The organism is Shewanella submarina (genome assembly GCF_042646185.1).
Classification (GTDB): Bacteria; Pseudomonadota; Gammaproteobacteria; order Enterobacterales; family Shewanellaceae; genus Shewanella; species Shewanella corallii.
The window spans coordinates 219,695-235,698 of the sequence record NZ_JBHRTD010000012.1 but is presented as its reverse complement, the minus strand read 5'-3'; the positions used below and the strand labels follow the sequence as shown (position 1 = coordinate 235,698).

12 protein-coding genes are annotated in these 16,004 nt (G+C 52.1%); 5 read left to right on the top strand and 7 right to left on the bottom strand.

Features of this window, described 5'->3' with window-relative positions; all coding sequences use genetic code 11:
• Window positions 1–15: 15 nt before the first annotated feature.
• Complete coding sequence (locus ACFOE0_RS10040) at window positions 16–705, bottom strand: hypothetical protein (RefSeq protein WP_248935743.1); 690 nt, start codon at window positions 703–705, stop codon at window positions 16–18.
• A gap of 319 nt (window positions 706–1,024) precedes the next feature.
• On the opposite strand from ACFOE0_RS10040, the gene ACFOE0_RS10035 reads away from it, so the two are divergent.
• Together ACFOE0_RS10035 and ACFOE0_RS10030 are read left to right on the top strand one after the other, a co-directional pair.
• A complete protein-coding gene (locus ACFOE0_RS10035) occupies window positions 1,025–2,602 on the top strand; it encodes a sensor histidine kinase (RefSeq protein ID WP_248935742.1) in 1,578 nt (525 codons plus the stop codon).
• Between the two features lie 35 nt (window positions 2,603–2,637).
• Window positions 2,638–3,984 (top strand): sigma-54-dependent transcriptional regulator, encoded by a 1,347-nt coding sequence (locus ACFOE0_RS10030; protein WP_248935968.1) that lies wholly within the window; start codon window positions 2,638–2,640, stop codon window positions 3,982–3,984.
• 76 nt (window positions 3,985–4,060) lie between these two features.
• On the opposite strand, the gene ACFOE0_RS10025 is transcribed toward ACFOE0_RS10030, so the two are convergent.
• From ACFOE0_RS10025 to ACFOE0_RS10015, 3 genes are all read right to left on the bottom strand, one after another.
• Window positions 4,061–4,396 carry a hypothetical protein gene (locus ACFOE0_RS10025; RefSeq protein WP_248935741.1) on the bottom strand — a complete coding sequence of 112 codons (336 nt, stop codon included), beginning with the start codon at window positions 4,394–4,396 and terminating at the stop codon, window positions 4,061–4,063.
• 81 nt (window positions 4,397–4,477) lie between these two features.
• The gene (locus ACFOE0_RS10020; protein ID WP_248935740.1) at window positions 4,478–5,110 is read right to left on the bottom strand and encodes a LysE family translocator; all 633 of its coding nucleotides are present in this window, start codon (window positions 5,108–5,110) and stop codon (window positions 4,478–4,480) included.
• 29 nt (window positions 5,111–5,139) lie between these two features.
• Entirely contained in the window at window positions 5,140–5,943 is an 804-nt protein-coding gene (locus tag ACFOE0_RS10015) for an AraC family transcriptional regulator (RefSeq protein WP_248935739.1), read from the bottom strand.
• Between the two features lie 249 nt (window positions 5,944–6,192).
• Here ACFOE0_RS10015 and nadE point away from each other — a divergent pair, with 249 nt between their 5' ends.
• Window positions 6,193–7,023 carry an ammonia-dependent NAD(+) synthetase gene (gene nadE, locus ACFOE0_RS10010; protein WP_115138523.1) on the top strand — a complete coding sequence of 277 codons (831 nt, stop codon included), beginning with the start codon at window positions 6,193–6,195 and terminating at the stop codon, window positions 7,021–7,023.
• A gap of 92 nt (window positions 7,024–7,115) precedes the next feature.
• On the opposite strand, the gene ACFOE0_RS10005 is transcribed toward nadE, so the two are convergent.
• The 3 genes from ACFOE0_RS10005 to acs form a co-directional block, all read right to left on the bottom strand.
• Entirely contained in the window at window positions 7,116–7,376 is a 261-nt protein-coding gene (locus tag ACFOE0_RS10005; RefSeq protein WP_115138522.1) for a GrxA family glutaredoxin, read from the bottom strand.
• A 46-nt stretch (window positions 7,377–7,422) separates the two neighbouring features.
• A complete protein-coding gene (locus tag ACFOE0_RS10000) occupies window positions 7,423–9,159 on the bottom strand; it encodes a DEAD/DEAH box helicase family protein (RefSeq protein WP_248935967.1) in 1,737 nt (578 codons plus the stop codon).
• A gap of 369 nt (window positions 9,160–9,528) precedes the next feature.
• Window positions 9,529–11,478 (bottom strand): acetate--CoA ligase, encoded by a 1,950-nt coding sequence (gene acs / locus ACFOE0_RS09995; RefSeq protein WP_248935738.1) that lies wholly within the window; start codon window positions 11,476–11,478, stop codon window positions 9,529–9,531.
• A gap of 189 nt (window positions 11,479–11,667) precedes the next feature.
• Here acs and ACFOE0_RS09990 point away from each other — a divergent pair, with 189 nt between their 5' ends.
• Together ACFOE0_RS09990 and ACFOE0_RS09985 are read left to right on the top strand one after the other, a co-directional pair.
• On the top strand, window positions 11,668–15,096 hold the full coding sequence (locus ACFOE0_RS09990) for a hybrid sensor histidine kinase/response regulator (protein WP_248935737.1): 3,429 nt from the start codon (window positions 11,668–11,670) through the stop codon (window positions 15,094–15,096).
• Window positions 15,097–15,157: 61 nt separating this feature from the next.
• Window positions 15,158–15,991 (top strand): alpha/beta hydrolase-fold protein, encoded by an 834-nt coding sequence (locus ACFOE0_RS09985; protein WP_248935736.1) that lies wholly within the window; start codon window positions 15,158–15,160, stop codon window positions 15,989–15,991.
• Window positions 15,992–16,004 lie beyond the last annotated feature (13 nt).

Below are 16,004 nucleotides of genomic sequence, written 5' to 3'. Positions count from 1 at the left end.
AACTTTACCTGGCCGTCACTTTTCGTCCGCTTTGTCCAGAGCGTCCTGTATCGCCTGTTTTTCCTCATCGGTCAGTTTGCTGCTTTCAAGCATTCTGACAATGTGATTGGACATGGAAGGCGTTTCAATCTCTTTGATAATCATTACTTTGCCATCATCATCCTGATTCATTTCTATAATGAAGCCATCGTCGACCCCGGCAGTAACAAATTCCACGTGTTGCTCAATTTTACCTGCCATTTCACGGGCTTTTTCTTCCAGCTCTTTGGCCCTGAGCTCCATCTCTTCTGTTCTGGCTTCCATCTCTTCAGTCAGCACATCCATGTCGCGCAGCTTGTCGGCATGTTCACGGTGAAATTCATCAGTGAGGAAAATCATCTCTTTGTGGAGTTCGGGGTCAAAATCGAAGTTAAACATTAAATTGCCGTCGCTGGCTCTTTGGAGCATATCAATGATTTTATTGCGCTTATCTTCAGGCAGTGCCGCCAGACGATTTTCAAGCAGGTCCCTGTCTTTCAGCTCCTCTTCGGTAAACTTCTCGTCCACCTCAATTCCTTCATGACTAACCTTCACCCTGGTAGTCCCACCGCTTTGCTCATCAGCCAGCGATTGAATATGCAGGGTGCGAACATCAACGGCTGCAGCAGATCCCATGCTTAATGCGGTGGCGACAGTCAGGCCCATGGCCATAGCTAAATTTTTCATTGTGGTTTCCTTATCATCGAGTTGTAGGTCAATCAGGGTAGAGCCAGAAGCGTGCCAATAATTTAAGCTGTTGAAATATAAAGGTTTGGTTGGTTGTGCCTGGTGGTGTTCCACAATGTCTTACTGAAATCAGCAGTCGGGATTCCCCATATGCGGAAATTCCCTTGACAGATCTGCCGCTTAGCGTTGAAGGTTAATGAAATGTTGCCTGCAGTTAGGGCTAACTCCTTGTTATTTGGTTTGATGGCGGTAATTGATTTGTGGCCTGAAAATTGAATTGGTCAATGCAGGAGTCCAAGTGTGGAATCGAGGGAAATCAATGTCGATCAGGAGATACCTGTTTTTACTGCTCAGTGCAGTGATTGTTCTGTTGAGTATCAGCCAGCTGTTCCTGGCCTGGTTTTTTAAGGGGCAGCTGGAGCAAGAGGTACAGGCTGACTCCAGAGCGTTATCGCGGGAACTGGTGAGTGTGGTGTTTGACTCCACAGTTGAGTTTGGTCCGCCACCGGCTCCCGAACTGGATTGGATAGCACGGGAGGAGAACCGTGCTTTGGTGATGGAGCTGGAAAAGCTGGGGGAGCAATATGGTGAGCTCAGTGAAGTGTTCACCATAGTTCAGGGCGCGGGAGGTGATCAGTATTCAATTAATCTTGATTCAGCAGATGCCAGTACCAAGGCGTTGGCTGAGCAAAAAGCGGCGATAGCCAAGGCTCAAAAGGAGATAGAGGAAGCGCTGCTGCAGGCAAGGTCCTCTCAGGTGGACACGCTCAGGGAGAAAGAGCGGGAGCTGGAGGAGTTACAACAGCTTTGGGCAGAAGAAGTACAAAGGGCTACAGCCGAGCGTTACCGCGAAAAAGCCGATGAAGTGCTGGCGCGCCTGGAGGAGGTCAATATGAGCAAAGGCCGGGTGGAGTTTATTGCTTCACCCGGGGTGGTGCATCAGGTCGATTTGACCAGCCGCCATACTGATGATCTGCTCAGTCGTTATGTTGAGTGGATGTTGGTGCTGATTTCAGTCACGGGTGTTGGCGCTATCTTGCTTGCCTCATGGGTGATCACCTGGGTCAGTCGGCCGCTGACGGAGTTGGCTGATGGCCATAAACAGTTGGGGGATGGCAATTTGGGGGTTCAGATCCGTGAGCAAGGTGTCAGAGAGCTCAAACGTATGTTGGCAGGGTTCAACAGTATGAGTCGCAAGCTGGCTGAGTTGAGCCAGAAAGAGCAACTGATGGCAGGGCAGCAGCATCTTGCTGAGCTTGGGCAAATCACCCGGGGGATCGCTCACAGCCTGCGGAATCCATTGCAGACCCTGGGAATGCTGTCTGACTCGGTTGAGCAATGTGACACCCAGCAGGACAAAGCCAGGCTGATGGAGAAGATGCGCAAAAAAATCGAGATGATGGATAAGCAGATCCAATCCCTGTTGACGCTCTCTGCCAATGGGTTGTCTCGCACCGATGCCTTACCTGTACAGGCGATAGTGCAGGATATCTTGTTGGAGCTGTCGGTGACCGGGCGAAAAGTCTCATCAGAACTTGAACTGGAGGCCGGGTTGACTCTGACAGGTGCCGAGTCAGAACTTCGCAGTATTCTCCACGCCGTGATAGTCAACGCCTGTGAGGCGAGCCCTGAGGATAACACCCGGATAAAGGTGGAGGGCAAGCGGACAACAACCGGGTTGGAACTTAGGGTAACGGACTGGGGCAAAGGCCTGACAGCCGAACAGAAACAACACCTGGGAGAACCGCACTTTACCACCAAGGCTGAAGGCACAGGTATGGGGCTATATATTGCCCTGCGTTTGCTGGAAACCCACTATGGCGGAAAGATAGAGTTTGCAGATAACCCGGAAGGCGGCACAGTGGCAATTATCAAATTCAGGGAGGAAAGTCAGTGAGTAAAACGTCGGTGAAATCCCCGCAACAGGAACGGATGCCCCACATTTTGGTGGTGGAGGACGAACAGGAGCAGCGGGAGTTGATCTGCGCCATGCTTTCCGGTGAAGGCTACCAGGTGTCGGACTGTGGCAGTGTGGAAGAGGCGATTTTGGCAATCAAACAATCGAAGCCGGATCTGATTTTTTCAGATTGGAAGCTGGGACAGTTGTCAGGCATGGATCTGCTCAATTATGTGCGGCGGGAGCAGGGAGATATTGGGTTTATTATTGCAACGGCCTACGGCACCATCAGTCACGCTGTTGAGGCGATCAGGGCTGGTGCTGATGACTATCTGGCCAAGCCTTACCAAAGACAGGCGCTGCTGTTGGCGATAGACAAGGTGGCTAAAACTCAGGAGCTGAGGCGGCAGAACAAAGCTTTGTCCAGTGCTTTGAGTGAACAAAGGGAGTTGGTGGGGCTGGTGGGTAAGGCGCCCTGCATGCAGAAGGTCTATGAAAGGATTAAGCGGGTCAGCGCCACTGATGTGACCGTGCTGATTGGCGGCGAGAGCGGTACAGGTAAAGAGCTGGCAGCCAGAGCCCTGCATCAGTTGTCAGACAGACATGAGCAGCCGTTTATTGCCATTAACTGTGGTGCAATTCCCGAGTCTTTGGCTGAGGCTGAACTTTTTGGTGCTGAGAAAGGGGCCTTTACCGGCGCCACCAGTTTAAAAATCGGCAAACTCGAAGCCGCCAATGGCGGTACGCTGTTTTTGGATGAGGTCGCTGAATTACCTCAGCTGCAGCAGACCAAGTTGCTCAGGTTTTTGCAGGAAGGCGTGATTAGCCGACTGGGTCAGCATGGTGAAATGTCTGTTGATGTCAGGGTGATTGCGGCGACTCACAAGGACCTGCAGCTTGAAGTGGCGGAAGGCAGATTCAGAGAGGATCTTTACTACAGACTGAATGTTGTTCCCTTGAGAATGCCGGCCTTAAGAGAGCGTCGGGAGGATATCGGCAGGCTGATTGAGTATTTCCTTAAGCTACACTCCAGAGCCTATTCCCTTGAGGTTCCGGTTCTGGACAAGCCAGTAATGAAACAGCTGTTGGATTTTCACTGGCCAGGCAATGTCAGGGAGCTGTCAAATCGCATCGAACGTTTTGTATTGCTGGGAGATGAGCAGGAACTGCTTCACGAACTTAAATTGTCGGCGCAATCGACGCTGGCAGTATCGGGTCAATTGCAGTTACCGGATGTAGGGGTGAATTGGGACGAATTTGAAAAGCAATGCTTACAGCAGGCAATGCAAAGGTGTGATTCCAACCGAACCCAGGCTGCCAAATGGCTGGGTATGAGTTATAAGGCGTTCCTGTATCGACTGGAGAAGCATGCTTTGGTGTAACTGACGGCTTCACCGTTCTAGCTTGTCACCATAAAAAATGCCCCGGAATTACTCGGGGCATTTTTCTGATATCGGTTTATGCAAACAGCTTACGACGACGGCCTATGCCTTCAACCCAGTAAGCGGCTGCCAGAGTGTAAAGGGCGACACCTGTCATAATGGCTGCCAGTCGCATCCAGGGGGCATCGACCGCCAAACGCATCTGCACATAATCGAAGCCACTGATCCCCCATACCCCAATAGCCGAAATGACCAGAGCCAGTTGTAAAAACCTCAGTGCCATTGAGTGCTTGAACAACATCAGCAATGGCAGCGCGGCTGCAGCTGCGCACAGCAGGGTGTCACCATATCGCAGGAAGTGGGCTCCAATTAGCCAGAATGCCAAAACCGTCAAAATGACTCGCCACCACATAAATCTGTCTCCTTTGTTATATGGCGGCAGATTAACAAAGCTTAAAGCAGTATTTAGTTTGCAAGTTCACATTTCTGTAAATCAGTAATAAAGAAGATTGGCGAGTATGCTGATGGCGACAACCACAAAGAGGATACCCGACAGGTTGTTGAGCCAGCAGGCTTTGCGTTTAAGCCAGGTATGCAGGCCGCCACTGGTAAGCCCAAACGCCAGCAGTCCAAACCAGGCAAACGACAGGCCGAACATGATAATGCAGATAATCAATTTATCATCCCAACCGGCATCGACGCTGACCAGTGAGGAGAACAGGGTCAGGAAGAACACCAGTGCCTTGGGGTTGAGCATATTGGTATAAAAGCCCTGCATAAAGCCGCTGCGACCCGATATCTCGGGGGCGGGAGCCGGGTCGTCTGTGGCGGCTGCTGACGGTGCCATCCCGGCCCTGAGCATACTGATCCCCATCCAGCCCAGATAAAGGGAGCCTGCGACTTTGACCAAAGTAAACAGAGCTGGACTGCTTTGGATCAACAAACTGATACCACTGAGGCTGAGCAGGGTATGCACCAGGATTGCAGCACTGATCCCGGCGGCAGCTGCCACTGCGGTAGCCCTTGGCCCTGTGGCTTTGGTCAGCATTAGCGCGAAGTCTGGTCCAGGGCTCATCAGGGCGAGCAGGTGGATACCCGCAAGTGTAATAAATAACTGAGTTTCCATAGTCTCTTTTTATTGTTGGAAGATGGGAGTTAGCTGGCCAGCGTCTGCCGATAGGCAGAGGGCGACAGAGTATAAGCCTGCTTAAAGGCTTTATTAAGGTGGGCCTCGTCAAAAAAGCCCAGTGAGCAGGCCAGATCGGACAACCTTTGTCCGTTGTGCAGTGCCTTCTTGGCATACTCAAGTCGGATACGCTGCAGATAGGCGAATGGCGGCATGCCTGTGGCCTGTTTAAACTGTCGCAGCAATTGGTATTTACCCAGTCCAACAAGATCCGCCAGGGTTTGCAGGCTGTAATCGTCGCCGGGGGCATGATGAAACAGCTCATGTATCCTGCCCTGCGCGTCAGAAGAGAGCCTGTACTCTTTTGGCTGACTGCAACGCTCGCCGTGCTGTTGCATCAGGGTGTCGACAAATCCCAGCAGTCCCGATTCACCGTCCAGCGTGGCTGTTCCGGGCAGACTCAGTTGCTGGTGCAACTGAACGAAATCCTTGAATAGCTGCTCATCCTGTAACAGGCCCGAGCCGAAGAACCACTCACTGTGTCCATGATTATTGGCCAGCTCTTCAACCAGGGTTACTGGCACAGACAAGACCCGGGTGACATAGTCCGATGCATCGGCACTTTGACCTGTGTGCACCATATCCGGATTCATGGTGGCCAGTGATCCCGGGCTCAGCAGCAACTGTTCGCCCTTGTGCGCAAAGCGCTGGGCACCCCGGGTTACCACTCCTATGTGGAAATCCAGGTGCACATGAGGCGCAAAGCTGAAGTGTTTAAACTTGCCCAGGCTAAGTTCAACATCCGGCAGTTGCGGCAGATGTCTGTATTCCATGGTCTCCTGTATCGCCAAGCTGTTTTCCTTATAACCTGAATCTGGGTCAAATGTTACTGTGATTCATTATTCTGCGACCAGTAAATGGTTGCACCGTGCTGAATTATCACATTAACAAATTAATCGCCTTTGAATTGAGCAAAACGTAACAGCATGCCGGTAATACTCGATAAAGACTTATGTTTCATCGGCTTTTATCCCATAATAGCCTCAGCGAATATTAGCGGAAACCACTTTGGAGCTTTGCCCGTGAAAGGACATATTCTCAGTGAAATGAAGGTACAGCCGACGATAGACCCTCAGTTGGAGGTGCAACGTCGGGTGAGTTTTATCAAGAGTAAATTACAGCAGGCAAACTGTAAGTCACTGGTGCTGGGGATCAGCGGCGGTGTTGACTCTTCGGTAACGGGTAAACTGTGCCAATTGGCCGTGGATGAGCTCAACAGTGAGCAGCAAACCACAGAGTACCAGTTTATTGCGGTACGTCTGCCCTATGACGTGCAGAAAGATGAAGATGAAGCCCAGCTGGCCTGTCGCTTTATCCAACCCAGCCGTCAGGTGACCGTGAACGTTCATGCCGGAGTGGATGGCATTCACTTTGAAACTCTGAATGCGCTGGCAGATGCCGGAGTTGATCTGGCGGCCAACGCCAATGTGGACTTCGTCAAAGGCAATGTTAAGGCCCGCATGCGTATGGTTGCCCAGTATGAGATTGGTGGACTGGTTGGTGGCCTGGTGGTGGGAACAGACCACAGTGCTGAGAACATTACCGGTTTTTACACCAAGTGGGGCGATGGAGCCTGTGATTTGGCCCCCCTGTTTGGTCTTAATAAGCGTCAGGTCAGACAGCTGGCTTCACATCTGGGCGCGCCGGAAGTTCTGGTGCATAAAGCGCCGACAGCAGATCTCGAAGATGATAAGCCTCAACTGGAAGATGAAGTGGCTTTGGGGCTGACCTATGACCAGATTGATGATTTCCTGGAAGGTAAAGATGTGGCGCCTGAAGTTGAAAAGCGCCTGGTGAGTATCTATCTGGCGACCCAGCATAAGCGTCAGGCAATACCGACCATTTATGACTGAGCGTTTGTATCGCAATAAGAAAAGGCTGCCAATGGCAGCCTTTTCATTTCTAATCCCAAATCGGTCTTGATAAGTCTGATGTTGAATTGGAATTAACCCAGCAGCTCGTTATCACGAACGTACTGTTCAAACTCAGTGCAGCCGCCTACGTGGGCTTTGTCTACGAAGATCTGAGGAACAGTTTCAACCGGCTTGCCGACGGTTTTTTCCAGATCTGCCTTGCTGATGCCTTCAGCATGAATGTCCACATACTTGAATTTGAAATCGTCGCGCTTTTCCGCCAGTTGTTCTGATAGTTGTACGGCGCGAACACAATATGGACAGCCAGGACGGCCAAAAATTACTACGTGCATAATTGCTCCTTTACGTTGGCATGGCCGATGTTATACCACACACTTTCTAAGAAACATACTCACGATTATCAGTCTGATACCGGCCTTGATAGTCGAAGAATTGCTGCACCATATCCCAGCCCTTTTTTCCCTTCTTAAGCAAGATGAGATCCGGGTGCCGGAAGTGGTCTGCGATGGCCAATATATCCTCAGCTTTGTTGATTTTTGGCAACTTTAATCCGGGCGTTTTGCTGTGGGTATGGATAAACAGGGCATACAAAGCCCGAATTTGCGCCTGGGTGTCCATACGGAAACGCTGAACATAGTCGTTGCCTTCAATATCCAGATAGCTGACTTTCAGCATGCCCTTATCCACCGTCAGCAGCATATCCTGACAGCGGAACAGGTGATGGTGTTGCTGCTTGAGCACCTGCTTTAGCCGGGTGTCAGGGTCGACCAGAGTCGAACTGCAACTTTGGCAGACTCTGGCGGCAATATCATTTTCAGCGCCACAATCTGGACACAGACGGGCACGAAAGCGAAAGCTGCACTGTTGGTTATGGTCATCAAGGCCCTGACAGCGGCGGCCAAAGTGCTCAATAATGTCGCCATCTTCATCGGTGAGGCCCCAGAAAATATTGGCAAAGTCACAGACAGGACAGTGCACCTGTACTGGTACTGACTTTGAGCTGGGCTTGGGGTGGCCCACTTCAGGGTAGTAGAGGTCAAAGCCGTTGGCTGCATAGTCAATCACCAGGCATTCGGTCTTACCTTCAGCCAGACGCAGGCCGCGTCCCACCATTTGCTGATACAGGCTGACAGACTCTGTGGGCCTTAATATGGCAATGAAATCCACATGGGGAGCGTCAAAGCCCGTGGTCAGTACCGCCACGTTCACCAGAAATTTAATCTGCTGAGCCTTGAACCCGGCAATTAAGCTGTCCCGCTCATCTCCCGGCGTATCGGCTGTGATAAGGGCACATGATTCTTCATCCAGCAGATCCATAATCTCTTTGGCGTGTCTGACTGTGGCCGCAAAGATAATGACGCCCTGACGGTTTTCTGCGAGGTGACGTATCTGTTTGACAATCGATTTGGTGGCCCGGCCGGATTGGGACAGCAGGGAGTCAATCTGAGCTTCAGTGATGTGGCCGGACGCGTCGCGGCTGAGAAGGTCAAAGTCATACTGTGCCGCCAAACCATCATAAAGTCTTGGCTCAGTCAGGTAACCTCTGCGGATAAGCGGCCTCAACGGCAGCTCAAAAATACATTTATCAAATACAGGCTTTTCAGTGTTACCCACCTTGCCATGATAGTGAGTTCTGAATATCCAACCTGTCCCCAGCCGGTAGGGCGTCGCTGTCAGCCCCAGCACTTTGATTCCGGGGTTGATGCTCTTCAAGTGTGACAGCAGTTGCTGATACTGACTCGCGGTCTCATTACTGACCCTGTGGCACTCATCGATGACCACCAGTGAGAAAGGCTTGTCGAATTTTTCCGGTGCTCTGGCCGCCGATTGGATACTGGCCACCAGGGTTTTGTCATCAGTGGCTTTCTGCCCAAGCCCGGCAGAGTAAATACCTGCTTGTTCAGTGAGTAGTCCAACCTTTTCCGCATTTTGGGCAACCAGCTCTTTGACATGAGTCAGCACCAATACCCGACCCCTTGCAACCCGGGCAAGTTCAGCAATAACCAGGCTCTTTCCTGCTCCTGTAGGCAGCACAAGTACGGCAGATTCGCTGGATTGGCGAAAGTGGCTGACCGCGGCATCGACTGCCTGCTGTTGATAATCTCTAAGCTGTATTTTGGTCACTGTGGTTTGGATGACGGGGAAATCTATTGCGGGGAGTGTACTAAAAGAAAACGGCCCCGGACAGGGTGGGGTTGAACCCGGGAGGACTGCATCCCTGTCCTAAGGCCAAAACATTGAAACATAAGAGACTTGTAGTTCTAACTCTTAAGAGGCCGGTCAACGTGGCAGGTATAACCCGGCTTCCACATTCCACTCTACCGGGTTAATGGCCCGGTCCAATGGTCCATTGGTTGGATTTGGCCAGATTCAGTCCAGAGGTTGAGAGTCGTCAGTCATTCGCAACTTTATTTGGGGGTTCAGTCAGAAAAAAGGGGATAACACTTATCTGTGTTATCCCCCCGGCTGGGAAGCAGGTTGTGGTTAGCTACGGTTCAGACGGCTTTCAATCAGCACATCGATAACCGCAGGATCTGCCAGGGTAGAGGCATCACCCAGATTGGTGATCTCGTTGGCAGCAATCTTACGCAGGAAGCGGCGCATAATCTTGCCGGAGCGTGTCTTTGGCAGGCCACCGGCGAACTGGATAAGATCCGGCGTTGCCAGTGCGCCAATCTCTTTACGAACCCATTGACGCAGTTCCTGACGAAGTTCTTCAGACTGCTGGGCATCTTTGGTCAGAGTGACGTAAGCATAAATCCCCTGACCCTTGATGTCATGGGGGTAACCCACCACTGCGGCTTCAGCAACCAGATCATGGGCAACCAGCGCACTCTCTACTTCTGCTGTGCCGAGTCTGTGGCCAGACACATTGATGACGTCATCCACACGCCCGGTAATCCAATAGTAGCCATCCTCGTCACGGCGGGCACCGTCACCGGTAAAGTACATGCCACGGAAGGTTTTAAAGTAGGTCAGCACAAAGCGTTCATGGTCGCCGTATACGCTGCGCATCTGTCCGGGCCAGGAGTCCAGCATCACCAGATTACCTTCGGTGGCACCTTCCAGAATATTGCCCATGTTGTCCACCAGAGCCGGCTGAACACCAAAGAATGGGCGGGTGGCAGAGCCGGGTTTGGTATCTGTCGCGCCCGGCAGTGGGGTAATCAGAATGCCACCGGTTTCGGTTTGCCACCAGGTATCGACAATCGGGCAGTTTTCATGACCGATCACCTCATGGTACCAACGCCATGCTTCAGGATTGATTGGTTCACCCACAGAACCCATCACACGCAGGGAGCTGCCATCAAAACCTTCAAACTGCTCTTTACCTTCCGCCATCAGGGCGCGGATAAGAGTCGGAGCGGTATAAAGGATGTTGACTTTATGGCGGTCGATCATCTCGCCCAGACGGGCAGGGCTTGGATAGTTTGGAACACCTTCATGTACCAGAATGGTGGCACCATTGGCCAGTGGGCCATAAACCATATAGGAGTGACCGGTAATCCAACCTACATCGGCAGTACACCAGTAAATTTCATCTTCTTTGTAGTCGAACACATACTCATGGGTCATGGAGGCGTACACCATGTAACCGCCGGTTGTGTGCAACACACCTTTAGGGTTGCCGGTAGAACCTGAGGTATACAGCAGGAAGAGTGGGTCTTCCGCGTTCATCTCTTCGGCCACGCAGTGCTCGGACGCAGTGGCAGCAACATCGTGCCACCAAACATCACGGTTATCTTCCCACTTGATATCACCACCGGTGCGCTTGAGTACGATAACCCGCTCTACAGTGGTCACATTGGGGTTATTCAGGGCCTGATCTATGTTGTCCTTAAGTGGAATGATACGTCCGCCGCGAACACCTTCATCGGCAGTGATTACCACCTTGGATTTACCATCGATAATGCGCGATGCAATAGAGTCGGGGGAGAAACCACCAAACACCACTGAATGGACGGCACCGATACGGGCACAGGCCAGCATGGCGACGGCGGCTTCAGGCACCATAGGCATATACAGGGTGACGACATCACCGCGGCGCACGCCCTGGCTCTTCAGGGCATTGGCAAACTGACACACTTCTTTGTGCAGCTCAGCGTAGGTGAGGGTACGCTGCTCGCTGGCATCATCACCTTCCCAGATAATGGCGGGCTTGTCGCCACGGGTTTCCAGGTGGCGGTCGAGACAGTTGGCTGAGGCATTGAGTGTGCCGTCGTAGAACCACTTGATATACAGATTGTGGTCATCAAAAGAGGTGTCTTTAACCTTGGTGAAAGGCGTCATCCAGTCGATGCGCTGTGCATGTTCACGCCAGAAACCCTCGGGATTAACGATGGACTCCTGATACATGCGCTTGTACTTTTCATTATTGATATGGGCATCGGCAGCGATGGAATCCGATACTTTATAGAGAGACTGCGTGCTCATGGGTGGCTTCCCTTTCTTTGAAAATAATTACAATGCGTTGCATGAGTATGCGTGGGAAAAGCCACTTGCCTCCATTAGACCTTGGTATATGTCATAAATTGCTTTATGGATTAATGGGTTGCACGAGTTATCTAGGCTGGATCATATTGCCGAAATAACGCACAATAAAATCAAAAAATCGGAACCTTCATGAATCTGACCCTTTTGGTGGCTGTGATTGCCATCGGCTATGTGTTTTTGCTGTTTCTGCTTGCCTGGGGAGCTGAACGTTATGTCAGCCGTATCAAGCCGGGCCTGCAGGTGATCATTTATGGCCTGAGTCTGGCGGTTTACTGCTCATCATGGAGTTTTCTGGGAACAGTCGGTCAATCCTCTACCGATCTCTGGTCCTATCTGCCGATATTTGTTGGCCCGATACTGATATTTACTCTGGGCTTTGGCATGCTGCGCAAAATGGTGGTGGTGTCCAAGAGTCAGAACATCACCTCTGTGGCTGACTTTATTGCCGCCCGTTACGGCAAGTCCCAGCTTCTGGCTGCGCTGGTTACCCTGATCGCGCTGTTTGGCATCATGCCCTATATCGCACTGCAGCTAAAAGCCATGGTAATGGCCCTTGGACTGTTTGAAACTCCTGAAAGCTCCCTCGGCGATACTACGCTTCCCCTTCTTATCAGCTGTATTCTGGCGGTGTTCGCCATTTTGTTTGGTACCCGTAAGCTGGACGCCACTGAACATAATCCCGGCATGATGGTGGCCATTGCTTTCGAATCTTTGGTGAAGATAGGGGCATTTTTGCTGGTGGGGCTGGTGATCAGCTTCGGCGTATATGATGGCTTTGGTGATATCTGGTCAAAGGCGCAGCAGGCGGATTTAATCCAGGGCGCTGAGCTCAGGTGGGCGTCACTGCTGCCTGAGTTGATTGTAGGTATTGCCGCCTTTTTGTGTATGCCAAGGCAGTTCCACGTCATGGTGGTGGAGTGCGCCGATGAGAAGACATTGCGCAAAGGGCGCTGGATGCTGCCCATCTATCTGGCACTGTTTACGCTGTTTGTTGTACCCCTGGGGCAGGCGGGCAGACTCATGCTGGGTGACACAGTACCGGCAGATACCTATGTCATTAACATGCCGCTGATGTTGGATATGCCTGTGGTGGCGGTCATTGCCTTGCTGGGAACCTTGTCGGCGGCCACTGGTATGGTCATAGTCGCCGTGGTGACCATCAGTATTATGGTGAGTAATGAGTGGCTGGTACCTGTATTGCTGCGCTCAGGCAAAATACGCCGTAAGAACTTCAATCAGTTTTCCAATTTCCTGCTCAATGCCCGACGCCTCTCCATCGTCATTATTCTCGGGTTGGGTTATTTAAGTTATCTGATCTTCGCTGACAGCGACTCACTGGCCCATCTGGGCATGTTGTCTTTTGGGGCTTTTGCCCAGTTGGCTCCCGCGCTGGTGGGGGGCCTTTACTGGAAGCATGGCAACCGGGGCGGGGTATACCTGGGGCTTGTAGTCGGTTTTGGGCTCTGGTGCTACATTCTGGCGCAGGATGTGATGGCCAGCGGACGACTGCTTCCTGATGGCGTGATGGTGCTGGAGTTTATCAATCCCGACGTGAATGATGCCCTGCTGGCGTTGTTGGTGAACAGCCTTTGTTATGTGTTGGGTTCACTTTGGTTCAGGGCGGGCGTGGCAGAGCGTATTCAGGCCAGCAGCTTTGTCAGCCCGGGCGACCTTAAGGATAACAGCAACCGTAAAACCGGCGGTGTGAGTCAGCAGGATTTGCTGATTCTGGCCAGTCGCTTCGTGTCTCCCGGACGCGCTTACGAAAGTTTCAGTCGCTTTATGCCTGAAGCGGTGGGCGCGGATAACCGTAACCGGGCGGCGACACCGGAACTGGTTGCCCATACCGAGCACTTGTTGGCAGGTGTATTGGGGGCGTCCAGTGCTGCACTCGTGATGGACTCAGTGCTGCGGGGCAGGGATCTGGCTCTGGATGAAGTGTTCTCTTTGGTGGATGAGGCCTCGTCCAAGATTATTCTCAGCCAGGATATGTTGAGAGCAGCCATTGAACATGCCTATGAGGGCATGAGCGTGGTGGATCAGGACCTGAATCTGGTTGCCTGGAATAATCGCTATATCGAGCTTTACCAGTACCCAGATAACTTCCTGCAGCCGGGTATGCCTATTGCTGATGTGATTCGCTTTAATGCCAAACGGGGTTATTGCGGCGACGGCGAGGTGGAAGAGAAGGTCAGCCGCCGTCTGGAACATATGCGCCGGGGAACCCCACATGTGTCCGAGCGTTATCGCCACGATGGCAAGGTGATCAAGATTCAGGGCAATCCCATGCCCGGAGGCGGCTTTGTGATGACCTTTACCGATATTACCCAGTATCGGCAGCAGGAGCAGGCGCTGCGGGAAGCCAATGAAATGCTGGAAACCCGGGTCAAAGAGCGTACCTTCGAGCTGGCCAAGTTAAACAGCGAACTGCTGGAGGCCAAGGCGCAAGAGGAGATTGCCAACGCCTCCAAGAGTCGCTTTCTGGCGGCCGTGGGGCATGACTTAATGCAACCATTGAACGCTGCGCGCCTGTTTACCGCCTCGCTGTCCCAATATCCGGCGCTGGACAATGAGTCTCAAACCACGCTTTCCCATATCAACAGCTCGCTGAAAACGGCCGGTGAACTGCTGACGGACTTACTGGATATATCCAAGCTGGATTCCGGCATGGTGGATGTTAATCTCAGGCAGGTGGCGGTATCTGAAGTGCTGGACAGTCTGGCGGTCGAGTTTGATGCCATGGCCGAGGACCACAAAATCAGTTTCCGTTATCAGCAGTGTGGTTCCACCCTGTACACCGATCCTTCATTGCTGCGCAGAGTGCTGCAGAACTTCCTGACCAATGCCTATCGTTACGCCAAAGGTGGTAACGTGCTGCTGGGCTGTCGTCGCCGGGGTAAAGAGTTGGAGATCCAGGTATTGGATACCGGATGTGGTATCGATGAAAAGCAAACTCAGGAGATTTTCAAAGAGTTTCGTCGCCTTGATACCCCCAGCTCAAAAGAGGCGGGAGGCCTGGGACTGGGGCTTGCTATTGCCGACAGAATAAGTCGTGTGCTGCATCATCCTATTGGTGTCAGCTCGGTATTGGGCAAAGGGTCGGTATTTTCAGTACGGGTGCCTCTGGGCGAAAAGCAGGCCTATATTGCCCAGCGCAGCCGTCCCGGTAACTTGCAGCCTCTGTCCGGCGTCAAGGTGCTTTGTATCGACAATGAAGAAGCAATTCTGGCAGGATTGGAAAGTCTGCTCAGTCGATGGCACTGCGAAGTCGTCTGTGCAAAAGATTTGGCTGACGCCCGTATTAAGCTGGGCCTCAAGGGAATGGCTCCGGACATAGTGCTGGCAGATTATCAATTGGATGATGGCCAGAATGGTGTAGATGCCATGGACGGGATACGCAGTCTGTACGGGGAACATATCCCGGGTATTTTAATTACCGCCAATACCCGTAAAACCCTGATAGAAGATGTTCAGCAACGTGGCTATCACTATATGGCGAAAATGGTGAAACCGGCAGCGCTGAGGGCTTTGATGTCCAGTTTATTGAAAGCGGGCTGAAAACCGGACACCAGTCTGGCTATACTTGCCAATAGAGTCGTCGTTCAAGGATGGAGGGATAATGATTACTGCCAAGCTGTCTGCCGAGAAGTGTTTCGGAGGCTGGGTTAAGCGTTTTTCCCACCGCTCCTCAGTATTGAATTGTGACATGTCCTTCAGCCTGTATTTGCCTCCACAGGCTGATCTTGAGTCTGTTCCTGCTGTGTATTGGCTTGGGGACTCAGGACAGACAGATACCAGTTTGTTTGATGCATACGTGGCTCAATCCCATGCGGCATCACTGGGGCTTGCGTTAATCTGTCCGGATGTGCTGCCCAGAGGGGAATATGTACCGGATCTGGCATCCCGCCTTGGCTGTGACACTGTCCCCTCTTTATATCTCAATGCCACCTGTATGCCATGGCAACGTCATTTCAGAATGTTCGACTATCTGCAGTCTGAACTGCCGGCCTTAATTGAATCCCACTTTCCGGTAAGTGATCGCAAAGCAATCAGTGGTCTCGGGCTGGGGGCTCATGGTGCTATGGTACTGGCCCTGAGCCAGCCGCAGAAATATGCCAGCATATCTGGCTTTAATCCTGAGTTTGCGCCTCAGGCTGATTCCCATGTGGCCGCTATGCTGGAGCTGTTGATGGGGGAGAGTCAGGATGCCAGGCGTCAGTACGATATTGCTGAGTTGCTGACTCTGGGGATAGCGCAGCTTCCGGTGCTTTTACATCAGGCAGAAACCGCATTGACTCCGGCGCTGGCGGCAGGACAAAAACAGGTTCTGGAAGCCGCTAAAGCGCGGGGCTACCCTCTGGAGTTGGTGGGATTACGGGAATACACAGCCTCTACTGGTTTTGTGGCCAGCTTTATCGGTCAACAACTGAAGTTCCACAGCCTGTACCTCTGACCTCTCAGATCCG